This window comes from Burkholderia sp. AU31652 (genome assembly GCF_002223155.1).
Lineage (GTDB): Bacteria > Pseudomonadota > Gammaproteobacteria > Burkholderiales > Burkholderiaceae > Burkholderia.
The window spans coordinates 1016593-1038550 of the sequence record NZ_NKFG01000005.1; the positions used below are offsets into that span (position 1 = coordinate 1016593).

Annotated in this window: 23 protein-coding genes; 18 read left to right on the forward strand and 5 right to left on the reverse strand. The window is 66.0% G+C overall.

What is annotated here, in order from left to right; all coding sequences use genetic code 11:
* The first annotated feature begins 13 nt into the window (after window positions 1-13).
* The 3 genes from CFB40_RS22150 to gltA all read left to right on the forward strand — a co-directional run bounded on the left by CFB40_RS22150 (window position 14) and on the right by gltA (window position 2360).
* Entirely contained in the window at window positions 14-715 is a 702-nt protein-coding gene (locus CFB40_RS22150; protein ID WP_011355743.1) for a succinate dehydrogenase iron-sulfur subunit, read from the forward strand.
* A 7-nt stretch (window positions 716-722) separates the two neighbouring features.
* Entirely contained in the window at window positions 723-992 is a 270-nt protein-coding gene (locus CFB40_RS22155; protein WP_039358259.1) for an FAD assembly factor SdhE, read from the forward strand.
* Window positions 993-1058: 66 nt separating this feature from the next.
* Window positions 1059-2360 carry a citrate synthase gene (gene gltA, locus CFB40_RS22160; protein ID WP_011355741.1) on the forward strand — a complete coding sequence of 434 codons (1302 nt, stop codon included), beginning with the start codon at window positions 1059-1061 and terminating at the stop codon, window positions 2358-2360.
* A gap of 90 nt (window positions 2361-2450) precedes the next feature.
* Here the strand turns inward: gltA and CFB40_RS22165 are convergent, their stop codons facing one another.
* Entirely contained in the window at window positions 2451-3428 is a 978-nt protein-coding gene (locus tag CFB40_RS22165; protein WP_089427958.1) for a helix-turn-helix domain-containing protein, read from the reverse strand.
* Between the two features lie 72 nt (window positions 3429-3500).
* Here CFB40_RS22165 and CFB40_RS22170 point away from each other — a divergent pair, with 72 nt between their 5' ends.
* From CFB40_RS22170 to CFB40_RS22190, 5 genes are all read left to right on the forward strand, one after another.
* Window positions 3501-3890 (forward strand): VOC family protein, encoded by a 390-nt coding sequence (locus CFB40_RS22170; protein WP_089432392.1) that lies wholly within the window; start codon window positions 3501-3503, stop codon window positions 3888-3890.
* Between the two features lie 110 nt (window positions 3891-4000).
* Window positions 4001-5251, forward strand: a complete 1251-nt coding sequence (locus tag CFB40_RS22175; RefSeq protein ID WP_089432393.1) for a DUF1479 domain-containing protein — start codon at window positions 4001-4003, stop codon at window positions 5249-5251.
* Window positions 5252-5460: 209 nt separating this feature from the next.
* Window positions 5461-6219 (forward strand): dimethylarginine dimethylaminohydrolase family protein, encoded by a 759-nt coding sequence (locus tag CFB40_RS22180; protein ID WP_089433276.1) that lies wholly within the window; start codon window positions 5461-5463, stop codon window positions 6217-6219.
* A 98-nt stretch (window positions 6220-6317) separates the two neighbouring features.
* The gene (locus CFB40_RS22185) at window positions 6318-6782 is read left to right on the forward strand and encodes an Lrp/AsnC family transcriptional regulator (RefSeq protein ID WP_089427955.1); all 465 of its coding nucleotides are present in this window, start codon (window positions 6318-6320) and stop codon (window positions 6780-6782) included.
* Between the two features lie 102 nt (window positions 6783-6884).
* Window positions 6885-8417, forward strand: coding sequence for an amino acid permease (locus CFB40_RS22190; RefSeq protein ID WP_089427954.1), 1533 nt, complete (start codon window positions 6885-6887; stop codon window positions 8415-8417).
* A 100-nt stretch (window positions 8418-8517) separates the two neighbouring features.
* Here CFB40_RS22190 and CFB40_RS22195 read toward each other — a convergent pair whose 3' ends face one another.
* Window positions 8518-9432, reverse strand: a complete 915-nt coding sequence (locus CFB40_RS22195; RefSeq protein WP_089432394.1) for a LysR family transcriptional regulator — start codon at window positions 9430-9432, stop codon at window positions 8518-8520.
* 215 nt (window positions 9433-9647) lie between these two features.
* Between CFB40_RS22195 and CFB40_RS22200 the strand changes: the two genes are divergently transcribed.
* Window positions 9648-11033 (forward strand): MFS transporter, encoded by a 1386-nt coding sequence (locus CFB40_RS22200; RefSeq protein ID WP_089432395.1) that lies wholly within the window; start codon window positions 9648-9650, stop codon window positions 11031-11033.
* Window positions 11034-11048: 15 nt separating this feature from the next.
* Window positions 11049-11447, forward strand: coding sequence for a DUF4440 domain-containing protein (locus CFB40_RS22205; RefSeq protein ID WP_089432396.1), 399 nt, complete (start codon window positions 11049-11051; stop codon window positions 11445-11447).
* A 64-nt stretch (window positions 11448-11511) separates the two neighbouring features.
* Here the strand turns inward: CFB40_RS22205 and CFB40_RS22210 are convergent, their stop codons facing one another.
* Together CFB40_RS22210 and CFB40_RS22215 are read right to left on the reverse strand one after the other, a co-directional pair.
* Window positions 11512-12237 carry a glutathione S-transferase gene (locus tag CFB40_RS22210; RefSeq protein ID WP_089433277.1) on the reverse strand — a complete coding sequence of 242 codons (726 nt, stop codon included), beginning with the start codon at window positions 12235-12237 and terminating at the stop codon, window positions 11512-11514.
* Between the two features lie 132 nt (window positions 12238-12369).
* The gene (locus tag CFB40_RS22215) at window positions 12370-12693 is read right to left on the reverse strand and encodes a cupin domain-containing protein (RefSeq protein ID WP_089432397.1); all 324 of its coding nucleotides are present in this window, start codon (window positions 12691-12693) and stop codon (window positions 12370-12372) included.
* Between the two features lie 390 nt (window positions 12694-13083).
* Here CFB40_RS22215 and CFB40_RS22220 point away from each other — a divergent pair, with 390 nt between their 5' ends.
* The 7 genes from CFB40_RS22220 (at window position 13084) to asd (ending at window position 19844) form a co-directional block, all read left to right on the forward strand.
* Entirely contained in the window at window positions 13084-13905 is an 822-nt protein-coding gene (locus CFB40_RS22220) for a hypothetical protein (protein ID WP_089432398.1), read from the forward strand.
* A gap of 30 nt (window positions 13906-13935) precedes the next feature.
* Window positions 13936-14715 (forward strand): Tat pathway signal protein, encoded by a 780-nt coding sequence (locus tag CFB40_RS22225; RefSeq protein ID WP_089433278.1) that lies wholly within the window; start codon window positions 13936-13938, stop codon window positions 14713-14715.
* 283 nt (window positions 14716-14998) lie between these two features.
* Complete coding sequence (leuC, locus tag CFB40_RS22230; RefSeq protein ID WP_089432399.1) at window positions 14999-16408, forward strand: 3-isopropylmalate dehydratase large subunit; 1410 nt, start codon at window positions 14999-15001, stop codon at window positions 16406-16408.
* Window positions 16409-16411: 3 nt separating this feature from the next.
* Window positions 16412-16558, forward strand: coding sequence for an entericidin A/B family lipoprotein (locus CFB40_RS22235; protein WP_089432400.1), 147 nt, complete (start codon window positions 16412-16414; stop codon window positions 16556-16558).
* 68 nt (window positions 16559-16626) lie between these two features.
* Complete coding sequence (leuD, locus tag CFB40_RS22240; RefSeq protein WP_039358292.1) at window positions 16627-17277, forward strand: 3-isopropylmalate dehydratase small subunit; 651 nt, start codon at window positions 16627-16629, stop codon at window positions 17275-17277.
* 79 nt (window positions 17278-17356) lie between these two features.
* A complete protein-coding gene (gene leuB / locus CFB40_RS22245) occupies window positions 17357-18424 on the forward strand; it encodes a 3-isopropylmalate dehydrogenase (RefSeq protein WP_089432401.1) in 1068 nt (355 codons plus the stop codon).
* 298 nt (window positions 18425-18722) lie between these two features.
* A complete protein-coding gene (asd, locus tag CFB40_RS22255) occupies window positions 18723-19844 on the forward strand; it encodes an aspartate-semialdehyde dehydrogenase (protein WP_069251145.1) in 1122 nt (373 codons plus the stop codon).
* Between the two features lie 104 nt (window positions 19845-19948).
* Here asd and flgE read toward each other — a convergent pair whose 3' ends face one another.
* Window positions 19949-21193: a flagellar hook protein FlgE gene (flgE, locus tag CFB40_RS22260; RefSeq protein WP_089432402.1), complete on the reverse strand. Its 1245-nt coding sequence runs from the start codon at window positions 21191-21193 to the stop codon at window positions 19949-19951.
* Between the two features lie 38 nt (window positions 21194-21231).
* Between flgE and CFB40_RS38140 the strand changes: the two genes are divergently transcribed.
* Window positions 21232-21417 (forward strand): hypothetical protein, encoded by a 186-nt coding sequence (locus CFB40_RS38140; protein WP_143329872.1) that lies wholly within the window; start codon window positions 21232-21234, stop codon window positions 21415-21417.
* Window positions 21418-21958: the final 541 nt, after the last annotated feature.

Consider the following 21958-nt stretch of genomic DNA (forward strand, 5'->3'; position numbering starts at 1 on the left):
AAAGGAATCCGAAATGGCAAAACGCATTTTTGAAGTCTACCGCTACGATCCGGACAAGGACGCAGCGCCGCGCATGCAGACGTACGAGCTGGAGCTCGAGCACGAGCGCATGCTGCTCGACGCACTGGTCAAGCTGAAGGCCGTGGACGAGACGCTGTCGTTCCGCCGGTCGTGCCGTGAAGGCGTGTGCGGTTCGGACGCGATGAACATCAACGGCAAGAACGGTCTCGCGTGCCTGACGAACCTGAACGACCTGCCGCAGAAGATCGTGCTGCGTCCGCTGCCGGGCCTGCCCGTCGTGCGTGACCTGATCGTCGACATGACGCACTTCTTCAACCAGTACCACTCGATCAAGCCGTACCTGATCAACGACGCGCCGCCGCCGGAGAAGGAACGCCTCCAGTCGCCGGAAGAGCGCGACGAGCTCGACGGCGTGTACGAGTGCATTCTGTGCGCGAGCTGCTCGACGTCGTGCCCGAGCTTCTGGTGGAACCCGGACAAGTTCGTCGGCCCGGCCGGCCTGCTGCAGGCTTACCGCTTCATCGCGGACAGCCGCGACACGGCCACCGGCGAGCGTCTCGACAACCTGGAAGACCCGTACCGCCTGTTCCGTTGCCACACGATCATGAACTGCGTCGACGTTTGCCCGAAGGGCCTGAACCCGACGAAGGCGATCGGCAAGATCAAGGAACTGATGGTTCGCCGCGCTGTTTAAGGTTGAGATGAGCGATTCGCATCAATCCGACCCGCACCGTCGCGCACGCCTTCGCTGGCGTGCGCGGCGGGGTCTGCTGGAAAACGACATCATTTTCGAGCGTTTCTTCAGCAGATACGAGCATGACCTCACCGATGCAGACGTAGGCGCGTTGTCGCGCCTGCTCGATCTGAGCGACAACGACCTGATGGACTTGCTCCTCGCGCGCAAGGAACCAGAAGGCGACCTAGACAGCCCGGATATTCACCGGCTGTTGGAGATGCTGCGCAACGTGTAACGCCAAGGTGTAACGCGTTGTGCCCGTTATCGAATCCCGTTTCTTTATTTCGATTGAGGATGTGCCATGACTCCGTCTGATGTTAAAGCCACGCTATCGTTCAGCGACAACTCGCCGAGCGTCGAACTGCCGATCTACAAGGGCACGATGGGCCCGGACGTGATCGACATCCGCAAGCTGTACGGCCAGACCGGCAAGTTCACGTACGACCCGGGCTTCATGTCGACGGCAGCTTGTAATTCGGCGATCACGTACATCGACGGCGACAAGGGCGAGCTGCTGTACCGCGGCTACCCGATCGACAACCTCGCGCAAAACGCCGACTTCCTCGAAAGCTGCTACCTGCTGCTGAAGGGCGAACTGCCGAACGCAGCGCAGAAGAAGGAATTCGTCGACACCGTCACGAAGCACACGATGGTGCACGAGCAGATGCACTTCTTCTTCCGTGGCTTCCGTCGCGACGCGCACCCGATGGCGATCCTGGTCGCTGCGGTCGGCGCGCTGTCGGCGTTCTACCACGACTCGCTCGACATCAACGATCCGCGTCACCGTGAAGTGTCGGCGATCCGCATGATCGCGAAGCTGCCGACGCTCGTCGCGATGGCGTACAAGTACAGCATCGGCCAGCCGTTCGTGTATCCGAAGAACTCGCTGTCGTACAGCGCGAACTTCATGCACATGATGTTCTCGAACCCGTGCGAAGAGTACAAGGTCAACGACGTGCTCGTCCGCGCACTCGACCGCATCCTGATCCTGCACGCCGACCACGAGCAGAACGCATCGACGTCGACCGTCCGCCTGGCCGGCTCGTCGGGCGCGAACCCGTTCGCCTGTATCGCTGCCGGTATCGCCTGTCTGTGGGGCCCGGCGCACGGTGGTGCGAACGAAGCCGCGCTGAACATGCTCGAGCAGATCGGTTCGCCGGACAACATCCCCGAATTCATCAAGCAGGTGAAGGACAAGAATTCGGGCGTGAAGCTGATGGGCTTCGGTCACCGCGTGTACAAGAACTACGACCCGCGTGCGAAGCTGATGCGCGAAACGTGCTACGAAGTGCTGAACGAACTGGGCCTGCACGACGACCCGCTGTTCAAGCTCGCGATGCAGCTCGAGAAGATCGCGCTGGAAGACGAATACTTCGTGTCGCGCAAGCTGTACCCGAACGTCGACTTCTACTCGGGCATCGTCCAGCGCGCGCTGGGCATCCCGACGTCGATGTTCACGTGTATCTTCGCAATGGCACGTACGGTCGGCTGGATCGCACAGTGGAACGAAATGATCGGCGATCCGGAGCAGAAGATCGGCCGTCCGCGTCAGCTGTTCATCGGCGATACGCCGCGCGAAGCGAAGCCGCTCAACGCACGTTAAGTCGTGTGCGGCGCGAACGGCCGGCAGGCCGCTCGCGTCGGGCGATCGCAACGCCACGACACCCCGACGGGTCATTCCGTCGGGGTGTTTTCATTTGTGCGGCCGCGGTTCGCCCGATCCGGCGCGGTGCTCCAGCGACGGCGGGCGCGTGTCGAGTGCGGGCGCGTCGTCATCGGGTGCGTGGCCGTGCTGCACGAAGAACTGCCGGTATGCGCCGGGCGTCATCCCGCGTGCGGCGAGGAACTGGCGGTTGAAGTTCGCGACATTCGGAATGCCGCAGCGCGCGGCCACGGTCGCGATCGGCCAGTCGGTGCCGACGAGATGACGGCACGCGTGCGCGAGCCGCAGCCGCTGCACATAGCGGCCGACACTTTCGCCGAGATGCCGGACGAACAGGCGCTGCAGCGTGCGTTCGGACATGTGCGCAGCGGCGGCGAGCGTGTCGACGCGCAGCGGTTCGTGGAAGTGCCGGTCGATCGCGTCGAGCACGCGATCGAGGCGTTCGGCTTCGGGGGCGGCCGCATCGGCGTGCGATGCCGTGCCGTCGGCGCGGTCGTACGCGTGCGCGGTGGCGAGCGGTTCGCCACCGGCGTCCGCGAGATGGGCGAGCGTGTCGAGCGCGGCCGCGAGCCGGGTGCGCGGCGACGGATCGAGCAACTGCGGCAGCCGTGCGCGCATCGCGCGGGCCGCGTCCGTGCCGAAGCGCAAGCCCGGTGCGGCACGCCGCAACAGCGAGCGCAGCGGTGCGTATTCGGGGCAACAGTCGGCCAGACGCCGCGCCCAGTCGCCGTCGAACCAGATGACGAGCGCGACTTCAGGCGCATCGCGATCGATGCGTGCATTCGACGACCACGTATGCGGCAGGTTGGGCGGCACGAGCACCAGATCGTCGTCCGCGTAGTGCGCGACGTGATCGCCGATGAAGCGCCGGCCGCGGCTGTTGAGCGTCAGCGTCAGTTCGTATTCGGGATGGCGATGCCATTCGAACGGGATGCGCGCGAGCTGACGGTGATACACGCGGATCGAACAGCCGGGGGCGAACGTCACGTGCTCGTACTGCGGTTTCATTGCGGCCTCCGGGGGAGAGCCGGCATCGCACCGTGGCATGATCGTGAGCGATCGTCACGACGGAGCGATGCCATGTTTTCACATGTTTGCGTCGGGGTGGCCGACACCGCGCGCGCCTACGATTTCTACGCGCCGCTGTTCGCGGAACTCGGGCTGCGCCTGAAATTCCGCGAGCCGGACGGCTGGTCGGGCTGGATGCCGGCCGACACCGACCGGCCGCTGTTCTTCTTCGGCCACCCGCTCGACGGCCGCGCGCCCGAGCCGGGCAATGGCCACACGATCGCATTCGTTGCGCCGACCCGCGCGCACGTCGATCGCTGCCACGCGCTCGCGCTGCGCCACGGCGGCACCTGCGAAGGGCCGCCGGCCCTGCGGCCGGACTATCACCGCGACTACTACGGCGCCTATTTCCGCGATCCGGACGGCAACAAGCTGTGCGTGGTCTGCCATCGTCCCGAGTAAAGCGCGGTTGTCCGGATTGTATCGATTGTTGGCTGGATAGTGTCGATGGCTGCCGTGCGGAGGCCGTACGCTGAGTGCTCATCAAAACGCGATTCAGCGAGGAGACAGCGATGCACCTGACGATTGACGATCTGCCAGCCGCGATCCGCACGGCAAAACGGGCGCTGCGCGCCGACCTGCCCGGTTATGCGGCCACGTTCCGCGAACTGGAGGGCGACATCGCGCGGCAGGTCGACGCGATTCGCCGCGCGCATGCGAATGGCCATGACGTGATTCCGGTGGTGCCGTTCGCGGACATCGCGCAGGGAACCGTCGATCCGCAGACGATCGCCGCGATCCGCACCCACGGCGCGGTCGCGATCCGCGGCGTGTTCGACGCGCAGCAGGCGCGCGACTGGAACGACGAGATCGGCGCGTACCTGGACGCGAACCGCTTCACCGACCGGCTGCACGCACGTGCCGAGGACCGTTATTTCGGCAACCTCGCGTCGGGCAAGCCGCAGATCTACGGCGTCTACTGGTCGAAGCCGCAGGTGGCTGCCCGCCAGTCGCCGGCGCTGACTCAAGCGCGCGTGTTCCTGAACCGGCTGTGGCGGCACACGGACGGCGGCCGCACGCACTTCGATCCCGACCAGGTGCCGGCCTATGCGGACCGGATTCGTCGCCGCCCGCCCGGCTCGACGTCGCTCGGGCTGTCGCCGCATGTCGATGGCGGTTCGGTCGAACGCTGGCTCGGCGCGAATTTCCGCCGGGTCTACCGTCACGTGCTGGCCGGCCGCTGGCGCGATTACGACCCGTTCGACGCGGCGTTCCGTCCCGACGTCGAGGAGATTCCGTCGCCGGCCGTGTGCTCGATGTTCCGCACCTTCCAGGGCTGGACCGCGCTGACGCCGCAGGGGCCTGGCGACGGCACGCTGCAGTTGATCCCGGTGGCGAACGCGATGGCCTACGTCGTGCTGCGTGCGCTGCAGGACGACGTGGCCGACGACGACCTGTGCGGCGCGCGTCCGGGCCGCGCGCTGTCGATCCGGCCCGAATGGCACGCGCTGCTGCTCGACGCACTGGTGCCGATCCCGCACATGGAGCCGGGCGACGCGGTGTTCTGGCACGGCGACGTCGTGCACGCGGTCGAGGATGCGCATCGCGGCAATGGCGACAGCAACGTGATGTACATCGCCGCCGCGCCCGGTTGCGCGAAGAACGACGCGTACCTGCAGCGCCAGCGGGCTGCGTTCCTGCGCGGCGAAAGCCCGCCCGATTTTCCGGCCGATCATTTCGAGGTCGAATTCGACGAGCGGGGCGGGGAGGGCGATCTCACGGCGCTCGGCCGTTCGCAGATGGGGTTCGGGGCGGGCGAGTAGCCAGCGTGCCGCCCGTGAAAGCGACGGCTCGCCGGGCGGCGAACGGCGGGCTGCCGAATCCGCTGCGCGCCGCGCGCAATTCGACGCAATCGGCTGTCGGCGCAGCCGAAATCGACGCGAATTGCGCAATTTGGCTTCCGATAATGGTCCGGACACAACGCAGCCGCCCCGTGTGACGCACGGGTGCGGCGCTGACCATGGAGGAGTCGATGCAATTCACGCAAGCGATCGTTCGCCGCCCCGCGCCGTCCTGTGGCGCGGGCCTGACCACCGCCGAACTCGGCGCGCCCGATTACGACAAGACGCTCACCCAGTTCCACGCGTATTGCGACGCGCTGCGCACGCTCGGCGTCGCGCTGACCGAACTGCCGCCGCTGGAGGCATTCCCCGATTCGCACTTCGTCGAGGACACCGCGGTCGTGACGCCCGAATTCGCGGTAATCACGCGCCCCGGTGCGCCGGCGCGGCGCGGCGAGACGGTGCACATCGAAGCGGCGCTGGCCGCGCATCGCGACCTGCTGCCGATGCAGGCGGGCCGGCTCGACGGCGGTGACGTGATGCAGGTCGGCAAGCGTTTCTACATCGGCCTGACGGGCCGTACCGACGCCGACGGCATCGCCGCATTCGACGCGCTCGTGTCGCGCTACGGCTATTCCGTCGTCGCGGTGCCGGTGGGCGCCGGCCTGCATCTCAAGTCGGTCGTCAACGCGCTCGGCGACGACACGCTGCTCGTCACCGAAGCGCTGGCCGCGCATCCGGCCTTCGCTGACTATCGCCGGATCACGATCTCGGCCGCCGACGAATACGCGGGCAACACGCTGCGCGTGAACGGCACGCTGATCACGCCGGCCGGCTACCCGCGCGTGCACGATGCGATCGCGTCGCTCGGGCTGCCGCTGCACGTGATCGATACGAGCGAGTTCCGCAAGATGGACGGCGGCCTGACCTGCCTGTCGCTGCGGTTCTAGCCGATTGGCGCGCGGCCGCTTCGGCCGGATAATGTGGCCCCCGCGCGGAACCGGAGACGTTCCGCGCACCAGCCACGACCCGACCGGAGCGAACGCGGATGACCGACAAGAAGATGCAGCTCGACAAGATCGATCTCCGGATCCTCGACATCCTGCGCACCGACGGGCGGATTTCCTACCGGAAGCTGTCCGAGCTCGTGAACCTCACGCCGCGGCCGTGCCAGGCGCGCGTGGAGCGGCTCGAGGCGCTTGGGGTGATCGAAGGGTACCGCGCGGTGATCAAGGCGCCGCGCGCGACCAAGCCGATCGTCGTGATCGCGCAGATCACGCTGGCCGACCACGGGCGTTCGCAGGCGCCGTTCGAGGACGAAATGCGGGCGAATCCGGCGGTGCTCGATTGCTGGCTCGTCAGCGGCACGTTCGATTTTCTCGTGCGGCTCGCGTGCGAGGATCTCGACGAGTACCGGCGGATCGCGAACCTGTGGCTGGAAAGCCCGCGGTTCCGGATCGAGAAGATCGTGACGACGGCCGAACTGCAGGCGATCAAGCGCAGCGTCGTGTGATGCGGCCGGCCGGGAAGGGCCGGCTCCGACGCGAATGACCCGGCCTGACGATTTGCATTCCGAATCAAATCGTCAGGCCTGAATCCAATCAGGGTGAACACTATGGATGCTTTGCAAGCGGCAGCGGAGACGCCCGCACCGTCCGGAACGACGCTGAAGCGCCGTCTGCAGGGCCGCCACATCGCGATGATCGCGATTGGCGGCTCGATCGGCACGGGGTTGTTCGTCGCGTCGGGGGCGTCGGTCGCCCAGGCGGGGCCGGGCGGGGCGATCGCCGCGTATATCGCGATCGGGCTGATGGTGTACTTCGTCGTCACGGGCCTCGGCGAGATGGCCGCGCTGATGCCGGTATCGGGCTCGTTCGCGATCTACGGCGAGAAGTACGTCGACGAAGGCTTCGGCGTCGCGCTCGGCTGGACCTACTGGTACAGCTGGGCCGTGACGATCGCGATCGAGCTGGTCGCCGCGCAGATCGTGATGCGCTACTGGTTTCCAACCGTACCCGGCATCTGGTGGGGCGCCGGATTCCTCGTGCTGATCTTCCTGCTGAATACGCTGTCGGTGCGCGGTTTCGGCGAATCGGAATACTGGTTCTCGCTGATCAAGGTGGTCACCGTGGTCGCGTTCATCGCGGCCGGGTTGCTGATCGCGGCCGGCCTGATCGGGAACGGGCATCCGGTCGGCTTGCGCAACTTCACGACGGGCGACGCGCCGTTCGTCGGTGGTGTGCACGCGATGATGAGCGTCGCGCTGATCGCGGGCTTCTCGTTTCTCGGCACCGAGCTGGTCGGGATCACGGCCGGCGAATCGGAAAACCCGCGCAAGACGATCCCGCGTGCGGTGAAGCAGATCTTTTGGCGGATCATGCTGTTCTACGTGTTCGCGATTTTCGTGATCGGGCTGCTGGTGCCGTACACGGACCCGAACCTGCTGAAGAGCGACGTGACCGACATCGGCGTGAGCCCGTTCACGCTGGTGTTCAGCCATGCGGGCTTCCGGCTCGCGGCCGGCGCGATGAATCTCGTGATCCTGACGGCCGTGCTGTCGGCCGGCAACTCCGGGACTTACGCGGCGACGCGGATGCTGTACAACCTCGCGGCGGAAGGGCGCGCGCCGGCGATGTTCGCGACGCTGTCGCCGGGCGGCGTGCCGCGCAACGCGCTGTACGCGACGATGGCCGTCGGCGGGCTGTGCTTCCTCACGTCGCTGACCAACAACCAGAGCATCTATCTGTGGCTGCTGAATACGGTCGGCATCACCGGCTTCATCGCGTGGCTCGGCATCGCGGTCTGCCATTACCGGTTCCGCAAGGGGTTCCTGAAGCAGGGCTACCGGCTCGATCAGCTGCCGTACCGCGCGAAATGGTTCCCGTTCGGGCCGCTGTTCGCGATCGCGATCTGCATCGTGATCTCGCTCGGGCAGGATTACCAGGCGTTCTTCGCGGCCCGCATCGACTGGATGGAAGTGCTGTCGATCTACGTGTGGATTCCGCTGTTCGTCGCGATCTGGTGGGCGTATCGCCGTGCGCGCAAGAGCCGGCTCGTGCGCTACGAGGAGATGGACATCGGGCCGTGGCTGACGCGTTCGGTCGAAGCCGTCGATGCAGCGGCCACGCAGCACGGGCAGTCGCACTGACTGCCTGGTCCTGAAAGCGCGGTAACGGGCGCCGGATGTGCTTTACGGCCGGCTCCGATACGGCGCCCTGCGCGCGGCGGGTGACGCGCGCAAGCCGCGCTCAGTGAACGTGCTGCAACTGCGCTTTCATGAAATCCACCCACGCGCGCACTTTCTGCGGCACGTGCCGCGTCGCGACGTACAGCGCGTAGACGTTCTGCTGCGGAAACCGGAACGCGGGCAGTGCATCGACCAGTGCGCCGCTTTCGAGATCGTCGCGCACGAGCCATTCCGGCAGCAGCGCGACGCCGCTGCCCTGGCGCGCCAGTTCGCTCAACACCGATGCGTTGTCGACGACGACGTGAGGCTTCGTCGCCGGTCGAAACGCATGTTCGTTGCCCGCGCGATCGGTGAGCGTCCATTCGGCGATTCGCTCGAGCCGGCTGTGGCCGAGCTGCGGCAGGCGGGCCAGATCGCCGGGTGACGCCGGCGGCGGGAGCCCGGCCTTCGCGGGCAGGTCGGGCGCCATCACGGCGAGCACGTCGCAGGTGGCGAGGCAGACACCGCGATAGGGCAGGTCGAGAAAGTGCTCGTGGCGCCCGAGCCGGATCGCGACGTCGAAGCGGTCGCGCACGAGATCGGCCTGCGACGTGTGCGTTTCGAGCCGCACCCGCAACGCGGGATGCCGCGCGGTGAACGCATGCAGCATCGGTGCGAGGACGCGCGCCGCATACTCGACCGTCGACGTCACGCGCAGGATGCCCTGCATGCCGCCATGCTCGCCGCGCACCTCGTCGATCGCGCCTTCGGCTTCTTCGAGCACGCGCAGGCAGCGCTGGTAGAAGCGCTCGCCGGCGTCGGTCAGCTCGACGCGCCGGGTCGTCCGCGTGAGCAGCGTGACGCCGAGCTCGGCTTCGAGCTGCTTCACGTTGAAGCTGACGGCTGCCCGCGCCTGGTTCAGCGCGGTGGCGGCGGCCGTGAACGAACCGGCCTCGACCACGGCACGGAAGACGGCAAAACGATCGAGGCTCACCATGGTCGGGGCGGGGGTCCTGTCTATGCATTGGATTGCTCGAAGGGTACCCGAATGTGCGGCACCCGTGCGGCGTGCGGCGCGTTGCAACGGACGCGCGACACTGTCGCGGTCCGAGCCGATTGTCAAAAAATTTCGACGGGACCCGTCGAATCCGGCCGCTTACCGATGCGCGTGCCGGCTTCTACACTGCGGCGCTTCATGATGTTTCCGCCGCCATGCCAGACCGCTCCAGAATTGCCATCGTCTACCTGCTCGGCTTCGCGATCGATCTCGCGAACATGTTCATGCTGAACGCCGCGTATCCGGCGCTGCAGCGCGAACTGCACGCATCGGTCGCGCAGCTTGCGTGGGTCGGCAACACGTACGTGCTCGGCCTGACCGTCGTGATTCCGTTCGGCGCGTGGCTCGCGCGCCGCTGCGGCGAGCGGCGCGTGTTCGCCGCATCGTTGCTGCTGTTCGGGCTCGGCAGTGCGGGCGTCGGCGCGTCGCCTTCGATCGGGGCGCTGCTCGCATGGCGGCTGGTCCAGGGGCTCGGCGGCGGGCTGCTGATCCCGGTCGGGCAGACGATGGCCTATCGCGCGTATCCGCCGCAGGCGCGGGCGCGGCTCACGTCGATCGTGATGATGGTCGCGCTGCTGGTGCCCGCGTTGTCGCCTGCGATCGGCGGGGCCATCGTCGATCGCGGGTCGTGGCGCGCGATCTTCTTCGCGATGTTGCCGATCGCGGCCGCGACCTGCGCGCTCGCGTTCGCGTGGCTGCCGCGCGACGGTGCGCGTGACCGGCCGCCGCGGCTCGACTGGCCGGGGCTCGGGCTGAGTGCGGCGGCGCTCGTCGCGTTGCTGCTCGGGCTGACCGCCGCGGGGCAGCCCGGCGGCGCGGCATTCCCGCTGGCGATGCTGGTGGTGGCCGTCGCGGCAGGCGCCGGCTATGCGGTGCATGCGCGTCGGGCCGTGGCACCGGTGGTCGACCTGCGCCTGCTTGCGCAGCCGCTGCTGAGGGCCGGCGTGGTGGTCTATCTGTGCGTGCCGGGCATCTTTACCGGGGTCAACCTCGTCGCGTCGCTCTATCTGCAGAATGCGCTCGGATTGAGCGCCGCGCATGCCGGCGCGCTGATGCTGCCGTGGGCGATCGCGGCGTTCTTCGCGATCGCGACCACGCGCCGCTGTTTTCCGCGCCACGGCGCGAAGCCGCTGTTCACGTGCGGCATCGCGATCGATTGCGTCGGCGTCGCGTTGCTCGCGACGCCGTGGGCCAGCGTCGAAGCCGTGCGCATCGCGGCGTTCGCGGCGATGGGGTTCGGGGCGAGCCTATGCACGAGCACGTCGCAGAGCGCGGCGTTCGTCGAGGTGCCGGCCGACCGGATGGGCGACGCGAGCGCGCTGTGGAACATCAACCGGCAGTTGAGTTTTTGTGTCGGCGTGGCCGCGCTCGGCAGCGCGCTCAATGCGTTGCTGGCGCTCGATGCGGGCGGCCCGTCGCTTGCACCGTACCGCTGGTGCTTCGGGCTGGCGGTCGTGTTGACGTTGCTGCCGCTCGGCCTGATCGCGCGGCTTCCCGCGCACCATGCGCCGGTCGCGCAACCCGTTTCATCCCATTCCTGAGAACCTGAGAGCGTTATGAATCTGCCGAATCCGTATTTCAAGGAAGTCGTCGACACCATCGTCGACATCGAGTGCTGGTTGTCCGGCCGTGCCGGCCCCGAGCGGCTCGCGATACTGATGGCGCGCTTCTCGCCGGGTTTTTCGATGATCACGATGTCGGGTACGGTGCTCGATTACGCGGGCGTCGATGCGCTGTTTTCACACGGGCACGGCGCGCGGCCGGGGCTGGTGATCGACATCGACGAGTTGCGCGGGCTCGCCGTATGGTCCGATGGCGCGACGATCGGTTATCGCGAGACGCAGACCGACGCGCAAGGCCGGCGCACGGTGCGGCGCTCGACGGCCGTGTTCCGGCGCGAGGCGGATGGGCTGATCGTGTGGCGTCATCTGCACGAGACGCCGGTCGCCGCGTGAGCAGGGGGTAGGGGTAGGGGGCATCCGCCAGTTTGCAAGAAGCGGTGCGGATGCCGTGCCGGCGTTACTTGTCCAGCTCCGGATAGTGCCGGAAGATGCCCATGTCGTTGAACGGGATGCGGCGTTCCGACTCGAGATAGAGCGCGACAGGCGGATGCAGTGCAACGCGGTCGTGCAGTGCGACCAGCGCCGCGATCTTCCGCTCCTCACGCTTCATCGCTTTCGGAAACGCGTAGCGCAGGCCCTCGATCAACTGGAACAACGACAGGTCCGCATAGCTGAGTGCGTTGCCGGCGAGGTAGCCGCTCTTGTGCGGATTCTGTTCGAGTACACGCTCGAAGTAGCCGAGGAATTTCGGCAGCCGGTTTTCGAGGAAATCGGCTGCACGCTCGGCGGCTTCCGCCTGCTGATCCTCGTAGTAGAGGCCGCTTGCGATCGGATGGTGCGTGTCGTGGATCTCGGTGACGAAATCGGCGACGGTCAACTGAAGCTGGTGCACCCACAGCCGACCGGCTTCGTCGGCGGGCGCGAGCCCCAGCCGCGCGCCGAGAAACAGCAGGATGTTCGCGGTCTGCCCGATGACGACGTCGCCGGCCTTCAGGAACGGCGGCGCGAACGGCACGCATTCCGCCTTCGAGTTGTCCATCATCCGCATCATTGCCGGCACGCCCATGCCGCGCCCCGATTCACGCGCGACGTCGACATAATCGGCTTCGGCCGCTTCGAGCGCGAGCCGCACGTACTCGCCCCGGCCCTGGATCTCGGGCCAGTAATACAGTTCGTATCGCATGCTGTCTTCCCGTTCGTTGAACCGGCTGCCGCTGGCATCGTGACGACCGGGCGGCCACGCGTCGCGTGCCACCCGCTGCGAATAGACAGTCTAGGCGATCGCAGGAAAAGTGCCGCGTGCGTCGTGCGTGCGTTACGCGCCGCGCTCGCCGCCTTCGGGGCCGTAGAAGAACACCCACGTCGAGAAGTCGTCGGAGAAGCCGATGAAGCGGTGTTCGGCGTGTGCCGGGACGAATAGCACGTCACCGGCCGCGACTTCGCATTCGCGCCCGTCGACGACGAAGTGCGACGTGCCCGTGGCGATTGCGTAGGCCTCGTCGCGCGTATGCGGCTTCTGCTTGTCCTCGATGCGCGGCCGGTACAGCTCGACGTCGAGCGTGCCGTGGCGAAACAGCGTCGTGAACAGCGTGCCTTCATCGTCGAGGCGGGCGAGCGATTCGTTCAGGCCGAGCTTCATGGCGGGGGCTCCGGGTCTGGATCATGGGGATCGGGCCATACGGGTCGTGCCATCGTAGCGCGAAATGCCGGGGCGTCATACGGCGCGCGGGACGCGCGATCGCCATCCGTGGAACGAGTCACGCGGGCACTCGCCATACATGAAACACCGGTGTCCATCCGTGAAACGACGATGCGATTGCGCGGATTCCATCGCGAGCTTCACCGCAATTTAATAAACGACGACTACGATCCGGCCTCGTCAATCGACAGCGACGCAGTGATTCGATCCGCGCTGCGGCACTGCCGTCCGTCGCCCACCTGCGCGACTCGCCCGATTGCCCTTTCCCGTGACCGTGAACGCGACACCGAGGTAACCCGTCGACGCCATTCACATCATTTCGTATTTCTTATGAAACTGAATCCGCTGGCTGCTTCACGCAGAAAATTCCTGGCCGCCGCGCCGGCCGTCGCGGCGGCGCCGCTGCTGAGCGCGTGCGGTGGCGACGACGTCACGTCGGCACCCGTTACCGACGCGGCGCTGGCCGCGCAAATGTCCGCGAAGCTGAATGCGCAGCTCGGCGATGCCGCGACGGTCGGCGCGATCCAGCCGGCGCTGACCGACGTCGGCTTTACCTGGGACTTGCCGTCGATGCCGGCGGCCCAGGCCGGCGCGATCGTCGCATACAGCTTCGGCAATCGCCCGAACGCGGCAAGCGGCAATACGTCGAGCACGGGCGGCAACCAGTCCGCGCTGCCCGATCCGGGGCCCGTCAATGAAGCGCTCGCGGACGCCGTCTACCGCATTCGGCAACTGAAACCGGTCAAGGTCTACGCGCAGTGGGAGATTGCGCGCTTTCTCGTGTCGAAATACGGGATGGGCACCGACGTGCTGTCGTCGATCGAGCCCGTGATCGCGAGCGACGGCACGATCGTGTACCTCAGCACGGCCGGCGTGGCCGCCGAGGCCGTGTCGCGCGCGGGCGGCGCGGCCGCGATGGGCAGCGTCGCGGTGGTCGGTCATCGGGATCACGCGAAGCGCTGCATCCAGACCTCGCAACAGGCGGGCATGAAGGCGGCCGCGGTTGCCGAGGTGTCGTTGCCGACGCTTTACGACCCGCAGTCGGGCCAGCCGTGGACGCGTAACCGCAGCCTGTACCTCGTGCACGACATGTATGCGCAGATGCTCGGCCGCGCGATCGGCGCGACGATGCAGGCGTTCCCGAAGGGCTGACGCACTTTCTCTTTCCCGATTCCGATGACCATGCAGACCCGCCGCCATTTTCTCGCTTCCGTTTCCGCTTCCGCTTCCGCTTCCGCGCTGGCCGCGACCGGTGCCGCCAGTGCGCCGGCCTTCGCGAGCGACGCGCCTGTTTCAGACGCCGAACTGCAACGCCAGATGCTCGGCAAGCTGACGAATGAACTGACCGACCGCGCCGCCGCCACCGACGAGACCGGCTACCTGTTCGAACCGTTTTTCTCGTGGCTGCCGCCGACCGTCCAGACCACGGCCATCAACACGATTGCCGCCTTCAGCTTCGGCAGTCGCGCCGCGGCGGCGACCGGTGCCGCGCCGGTGCCGGGCCCGGTGAACGAGGCGATTGCCGACGCCGTGTTCCTGCTGCACCAGAAGGTTGCCGTGCGGATCTTCGCGCAGCAGGAAGTCGCGAGCGTGCTCGCGTCGAAATACGGGCTGACGGCCGGCGTGACGTCGATCGCGACCCCGGCCCTGGCCGCCGGCAGCCCGATACCGACGCCGGACGGCGTCGCTGCCGCGATCGTCAAGCAGGCCGGCTCGGCTGCGGCACTCGGCAACGTCGGTGTCGTCACCCATGCGGATCAGGCGTCGCTTGCCGTGCGCGTGTCGAATGCCACGGGGATGCAGGCCGCGGTGCCGGCGGGCCTGGCGCTGCCGTCGCTTTACGACGCGTCCGCGCAGATGCCGGCATTGCGGCGCCGCGATCTCTACCTGCTGAGCAACGTCGGCGTGCAACTGGGCATGCTGCGGCTCGACCTGATCAACCGCGAATACCCGAACGGCTGAGGCTGCCGGACGTTCGCGGAAACTCCCGTTCATCAACCTCTTCCATTCCGGAATCGTCACGTCCTTTCGCGTGTCGCCGTGACATGCGCAGCGCGGTGGCGGCCGTGGCCACCGCGCCGTGGTGTCCGCGTTGCCGGGTAATGCTTATCCGGGTATCGTGTGTACCACCCAACTCACTGTTTTTATTCACTTTTTCCGTTATCGTGGTACTCCATGGGCCGATTTTGCGTGGCATAATCGATCACATCCGCAAGGCTTGTAGTCACAACGACCCCGCATACCCATGGCACAGACTCTCTACGACAAACTGTGGAACACCCACGTGGTCCACACCGAGGAAGACGGCACGACCCTGCTCTACATCGACCGTCAGCTGCTGCATGAAGTCACGAGCCCGCAGGCGTTCGAAGGGCTGAAGATGGCGCAGCGTCCGGTGTGGCGCATCAGCGCGAACCTGGCCGTGTCGGACCACAACGTGCCGACCACCGATCGCAGCCACGGCATCGCCGATCCCGTCTCGAAGCTCCAGGTCGACACGCTCGACGCGAACTGCGATGCGTTCGGCATCACGCAGTTCAAGATGAACGACGTGCGCCAGGGCATCGTCCACATCATCGGGCCGGAACAGGGCGCGACGCTGCCGGGCATGACGATCGTGTGCGGCGATTCGCATACGTCGACGCACGGCGCGTTCGGTGCGCTCGCGCACGGCATCGGCACGTCGGAAGTCGAGCACGTGCTCGCCACGCAAACCCTGCTGCAGAAGAAGAGCAAGAACATGCTCGTGAAGGTCGAGGGCACGCTGCCGCGCGGTTGTACCGCGAAGGACATCGTGCTCGCGATCATCGGCAAGATCGGCACGGCCGGCGGCACGGGCTACGCGATCGAATTCGGCGGCTCGACGATCCGCGCGCTGACGATGGAAGGCCGCATGACCGTCTGCAACATGGCGATCGAGGCCGGTGCGCGCGCCGGCATGGTTGCCGTCGACGACACGACGATCGACTACCTGTTGGGCCGCCCGTTCGTGCCGACCGGCGCGGAATGGAACCAGGCCGTCGAATACTGGCGCCAGTTCAAGTCGGACGACGGCGCGCAGTTCGATCGCGTGGTCGAGCTGAACGCCGCCGAAATCGTCCCGCAGGTCACGTGGGGCACGTCGCCGGAAATGGTCACGTCGATCGACGGCCGCGTGCCCGATCCCGAGCGCGAGAAGGATCCGGTCAAGCGCGATGCGATGGAGCGTGCGCTGGCGTACATGGCGCTCGAGCCGAACACGCCGATCGAATCGATCAAGGTCGACAAGATCTTCATCGGCTCGTGCACGAACGCGCGAATCGAAGACATCCGCGCAGCCGCGTATGTCGTGAAGAAGCTGAACCGTCGCGTCGCGTCGAACGTGCGGCTCGCGATGGTCGTGCCGGGCTCGGGCCTCGTGAAGGCACAGGCCGAGCGCGAAGGGCTCGACAAGGTGTTCACGGACGCCGGCTTCGAATGGCGCGAGCCGGGCTGCTCGATGTGCCTCGCGATGAATGCCGACCGGCTCGAGCCGGGCGAGCGCTGCGCGTCGACGTCGAACCGCAACTTCGAAGGCCGGCAGGGCGCGGGCGGTCGCACGCACCTCGTGAGCCCCGCGATGGCGGCGGCCGCGGCCATCGAAGGCCATTTCGTCGACATTCGCCAGCTGGGGTGACGCGTGACGGCATCGAAAATCATTGCGCGGCTGGTTGCCGTGCTGGCGCTCGCAGGGTTGGGCTTCAGCCTCGCGGGCTGCAATACCGTCCAGGGCTTCGGGCAGGACGTCAACGCTGCCGGCAGCGCGCTGAAGCGCGCCGCGGAGTGACGTCCCCCACCGAGAATTTGTCGATGTGCGCCGGCTGAACGCCGGCCCTTCAACCGGATAGACGGATCATGGAAAAATTCACTGTGCATACCGGCGTCGTGGCGCCGCTCGATCGCGAAAACGTCGACACCGACGCGATCATCCCGAAGCAGTTCCTGAAGTCGATCAAGCGCACCGGCTTCGGTCCGAACGCGTTCGACGAATGGCGTTATCTCGATCACGGCGAGCCGGGCCAGGACAACTCGAAGCGCCCGCTGAATCCCGACTTCGTGCTGAACCAGCCGCGCTACCAGGGCGCATCCGTGCTGCTCGCGCGCAAGAACTTCGGCTGCGGCAGCTCGCGCGAGCATGCGCCGTGGGCGCTGCAACAGTACGGCTTCCGCGCGATCATCGCGCCGAGCTTCGCCGATATTTTCTTCAACAACTGCTACAAGAACGGCCTGCTGCCGATCGTGCTGACCGAGCAGCAGGTCGATCACCTGTTCAACGAGACGGTCGCGTTCAACGGTTTCGAAGTCACGGTCGACCTCGACGCGCAAGTCGTGCGCACGGGCGACGGCCGCGAGTATCCGTTCGAGATCGCGGCGTTCCGCAAGTACTGCCTGCTGAACGGCTTCGACGACATCGGCCTCACGCTGCGCCACGCGGACAAGATCCGCCAGTTCGAGGCCGAGCGTCTCGTGAAGCAGCCGTGGCTCAACACCAAGCTGGTCGGCTGAGATCGCCTTTCGGGCGGGCGCGCCGGCGGCGCGTTCGCCGGCCTGCCTCCATAAAAACCTACCCAGTCAGGAATTTCGCATGAAGATTGCAGTGCTGCCCGGCGACGGCATCGGTCCGGAAATCGTCAATGAAGCGGTGAAGGTGCTGAACGCACTCGACGAGAAGTTCGAACTCGAACAGGCGCCGGTCGGCGGCGCGGGCTACGAGGCAAGCGGCCATCCGCTGCCCGACGCGACGCTGACGCTCGCGAAGGAAGCCGACGCGATCCTGTTCGGCGCCGTGGGCGACTGGAAGTACGACTCGCTCGAGCGCGCGCTGCGCCCCGAGCAGGCGATCCTCGGGCTGCGCAAGCACCTCGAGCTGTTCGCGAACTTCCGCCCGGCGATCTGCTATCCGCAGCTCGTCGATGCCTCGCCGCTGAAGCCCGAGCTGGTCGCGGGCCTCGACATCCTGATCGTGCGCGAACTGAACGGCGACATCTACTTCGGCCAGCCGCGCGGCGTGCGCGCCGCACCGGACGGCCTGTTCGCGGGCGAGCGCGAAGGCTTCGACACGATGCGCTATTCGGAACCGGAGGTGCGCCGCATTGCGCACGTCGCGTTCCAGGCGGCCCGCAAGCGCGCGAAGAAGCTGCTGTCGGTCGACAAGGCGAACGTGCTCGAGACGTCGCAGTTCTGGCGCGACATCATGATCGACGTGTCGAAGGAATACGCGGACGTCGAGCTGTCGCACATGTACGTCGACAACGCGGCGATGCAGCTCGCGAAGGCGCCGAAGCAGTTCGACGTGATCGTCACCGGCAACATGTTCGGCGACATCCTGTCGGATGAAGCGTCGATGCTGACGGGCTCGATCGGCATGCTGCCGTCGGCGTCGCTCGACAAGAACAACAAGGGCCTGTACGAGCCGTCGCACGGTTCGGCGCCGGACATCGCGGGCAAGGGCATCGCGAATCCGCTCGCGACGATCCTGTCGGCCGCGATGATGCTGCGCTACTCGTTGAATCGCGCGGAGCAGGCCGATCGCATCGAGCGTGCGGTGAAAACGGTGCTCGAACAGGGCTACCGCACGGGCGATATCGCGACGCCGGGTTGCCAGCAGGTCGGCACGACGGCGATGGGCGACGCGGTGGTCGCGGCGCTGTAACGCGATCATGTAGAAAGGGCGCGAACAGGCCGCGAAATCGGCCGGTTCGCATGCGGTTGGCCGTTGTGCGGGCCACCGGCTTTGTGTAGACTCGAACGATGGCGCATCTTTCCCTGATCTCCCCGGTCTTGAAACTCCACGGCAACACAGCCCGTGCGGGTGCGCGCGCCATCGTCATCACGAAAACCATTACCACGAAAACGATCATTAAACGCTGATCGTCCGTCGTGCCCGCCTATTTCCCCGCGCGGTCACACCGGGGACGGAATGGCGGGGAAGCTCCATCAAAGGGTTAGTCATGAACGTAGGTCTCGTAGGTTGGCGCGGCATGGTCGGCAGCGTCCTGATGCAGCGCATGCAGGAAGAGGGCGATTTCGACCTGATCGAACCGGTGTTTTTCAGCACCAGCAACACGGGCGGCAAAGCGCCGTCGTTCGCGAAAAACGAGACTACGCTCAAGGACGCGACCAACGTCGACGAGCTGAAGAAGTGCGACGTGATCATCACGTGCCAGGGCGGCGACTACACGAACGACGTGTTCCCGAAGCTGCGCGCGGCCGGCTGGAACGGCTACTGGATCGATGCGGCATCGTCGCTGCGGATGAAGGACGACGCGGTCATCATCCTCGATCCGGTCAACCTCGACGTGATCAAGGACGCGCTGGTCAAGGGCCAGAAGAATTTCATCGGCGGCAACTGCACGGTCAGCCTGATGCTGATGGCGCTCGGCGGCCTGTTCCGCGAGAACCTCGTCGACTGGATGACGGCGATGACCTACCAGGCCGCATCGGGCGCGGGCGCGCAGAACATGCGCGAGCTGCTGGCGCAGATGGGCACGCTGAACGGCGCGGTTCAGGCGCAGCTCGCCGATCCGGCTTCCGCGATCCTCGACATCGACCGCCGCGTGCTGGCCGCGATGAACAGCGACGCGATGCCGACGAGCAACTTCGGCGTGCCGCTCGCCGGCTCGCTGATCCCGTGGATCGACAAGGATCTCGGTAACGGGATGTCAAAGGAAGAGTGGAAGGGCGGCGCGGAAACCAACAAGATCCTCGGCAAGCCGGCGATGGGCGAGCCGGGTTCGATCCCGGTCGACGGCCTGTGCGTGCGAATCGGCGCAATGCGCTGCCACTCGCAGGCACTGACGATCAAGCTGAACAAGGACGTGCCGCTCGACGAGATCAACGGCATCCTCGCATCGGCGAACGACTGGGTGAAGGTCGTGCCGAACGAGCGTGAAGCGTCGATGCGCGACCTGTCGCCGGCGAACGTCACGGGCACGCTGACGGTGCCGGTCGGCCGCCTGCGCAAGCTCGCGATGGGCGGTGAATACCTGTCGGCGTTCACGGTCGGCGACCAGCTGCTGTGGGGCGCGGCCGAGCCGCTGCGCCGCATGCTGCGCATCCTGCTCGACAAGTAAGTGGCGTGTCCGGCCCGCGAGATGCGGGCCGCGGTGCACAAGATTGCGCGCCGTGTCGGCCTTGACGATATCAAGGCGGGCGCGGCGCGTTTTTCATGTGCGGGTCAGCGCATGTTCAGGAGCGTCTGGTCGACGGCCTGCTGGGTCTTGATCGTCTGCGCGTTGGCCTGGTAATCGCGCTGCGCCTTGATCAGGTTCACGAGCTCGGTCGTCAGGTTGACGTTCGAGTTTTCCAGCGCGCTCCCCTGCAGCGTGCCGTGGTTCGTGCTGCCCGGCGCGGAGATCTGCGGCACGCCCGACGCGGTGGTTTCCACATACTGGTTGCCGCCGATGTTCTCGAGCCCGTTCGGGTTGTTGAAGTTCGCGAGCGCGATCAGGCCGAGCACCGCGCTCTGGCCGTTCGAGTAATTGCCGGTGAGCTTGCCGTCGGTGCCGATCGAGAACGTCGTCAGCGTGCCGCTCGCGAAGCCATCCTGTGCGAGGTTGTTCACGCCGCTTTTCCCGCCGAACTGCGTCGTGCCGGTCAGGTCGAGCGTCAGGTTTTGCGGATTGGCGCCGCCCGACGCGTTGGGGATCGAGAACGCGAACTGGCCGAGGCTCGGCGTCGGCTGGCCGGTTGCGGCCGACGTCGTCGAGCTGATCCGGCCCGATGCGTCGAACGTGACGGTGCCGAGATTCGTCGGCGTCTGGCCCTGCACGCCCGCGTAGGCCTGCCAGGTACCTGCCGCGTTCTTCGCGAAATACATCGACACCTGTTGCGAGCCACCGAGCGTGTCGTACACCTGGATCGACGAATTGTAGTTGTACGTGGTGTTGTCGCCCGCGTTGAACGGCGTCTTGGCCGGCACCTTGTCCTGCGAGTTCAGGTTGAACTGGCCGGTGACCTTCGTCGTCGCCTGCGGCGCGATGTTGGTGGTCGGCGCTTGCAGCGGCACGGTCGCCGCGGTGTTGATCGCGCCGCCCTGCCCTGCCGCATAGCCCATCAGGTTGCGGTTCTGCGCGTCGACGATGGCGCCGCTCTTGTCGCGGTGGAATACGCCGTCACGCGAGTACGTCGTCACGCCGTTGTTCGACATCTGGAAGAAGCCGTTGCCGTTGATCGCGATGTCGAGCGACGACTTCGTCGTGTTGATCGTCCCCTGGCCGAATTGTTGCTGCACCGACGTGAGCCGCGTGCCGATGCCGATCTGCGTGTTGGTCGACGTCGCGACCGAGTTCGCGTACATGTCGGCGAAGTTCGCGCGACCCTGCTTGTAGCCAACCGTGTTCGCGTTCGCGATGTTGTTGCCGATCACGTCGAGATGGTTCGCCGCGCCGGCCAACCCGCTCAAGCCCTGTTGATAGCCCATGTTCGATCCCCGTAACGAGCTGGTGAGTAAATGCAGTCGTGCGACTGCGCGATGCCCCCCTGGCACCTCACGGCGTCAGCCAGGCCGACCGCGTTCCCGCTGTTCCGGCGGGTGCGGGCGCGATGGTCGAACTGCGCCGATTCTTGTTTGAGGACGATCGTAGCGACGGCAATTATTTGATCTGTGTAATTTTGTGTAATGAAATTGAATTGATGTCGAAATGATTGATTTCGTATGAGAAATGAAGCTTCGACGAGGCTGGAAAGCCTTGTGGGATGGGGGGGTGGCGGCAGGGATGTTCAATTCGATGATCAGAGAGGGGAATTGGCCTCTTATCAATCAATTGAAATTCATTTGAATGGGGTGGTGGCCGACTGGATTTATTTTGATTGGCGCTTGTTAATCCCTTAACGGCAAGCAGCGCGAATTATTGAGCAAACGTACCTGATTCTCTGGTCGTGATTCCGTGTTGTCCCTTGGGTTGTGCGGATCGCATCGTTGAGTGAGCAAAGGCATGTGATATGCGTTCGGCGGGCGATGCGGCCGGATGGCTTTGCCTCTGAGCGAGGCGCACTTCTGGTCGATCGTGGGCGCGGGTCGCAGCGTGCGCAACCGGACATCCACGCGGCGCGATCGCGGGATGTCCCGACGCGCGCACGCAATCGGTTGCGCCCGTCGGCGATGAATTCGGCCCGAACCTGATCACGTGAAGTAAACTACGCGGTTACGACGCACAGACCCGCCGAAAGCGTCGCGTTCCACGCG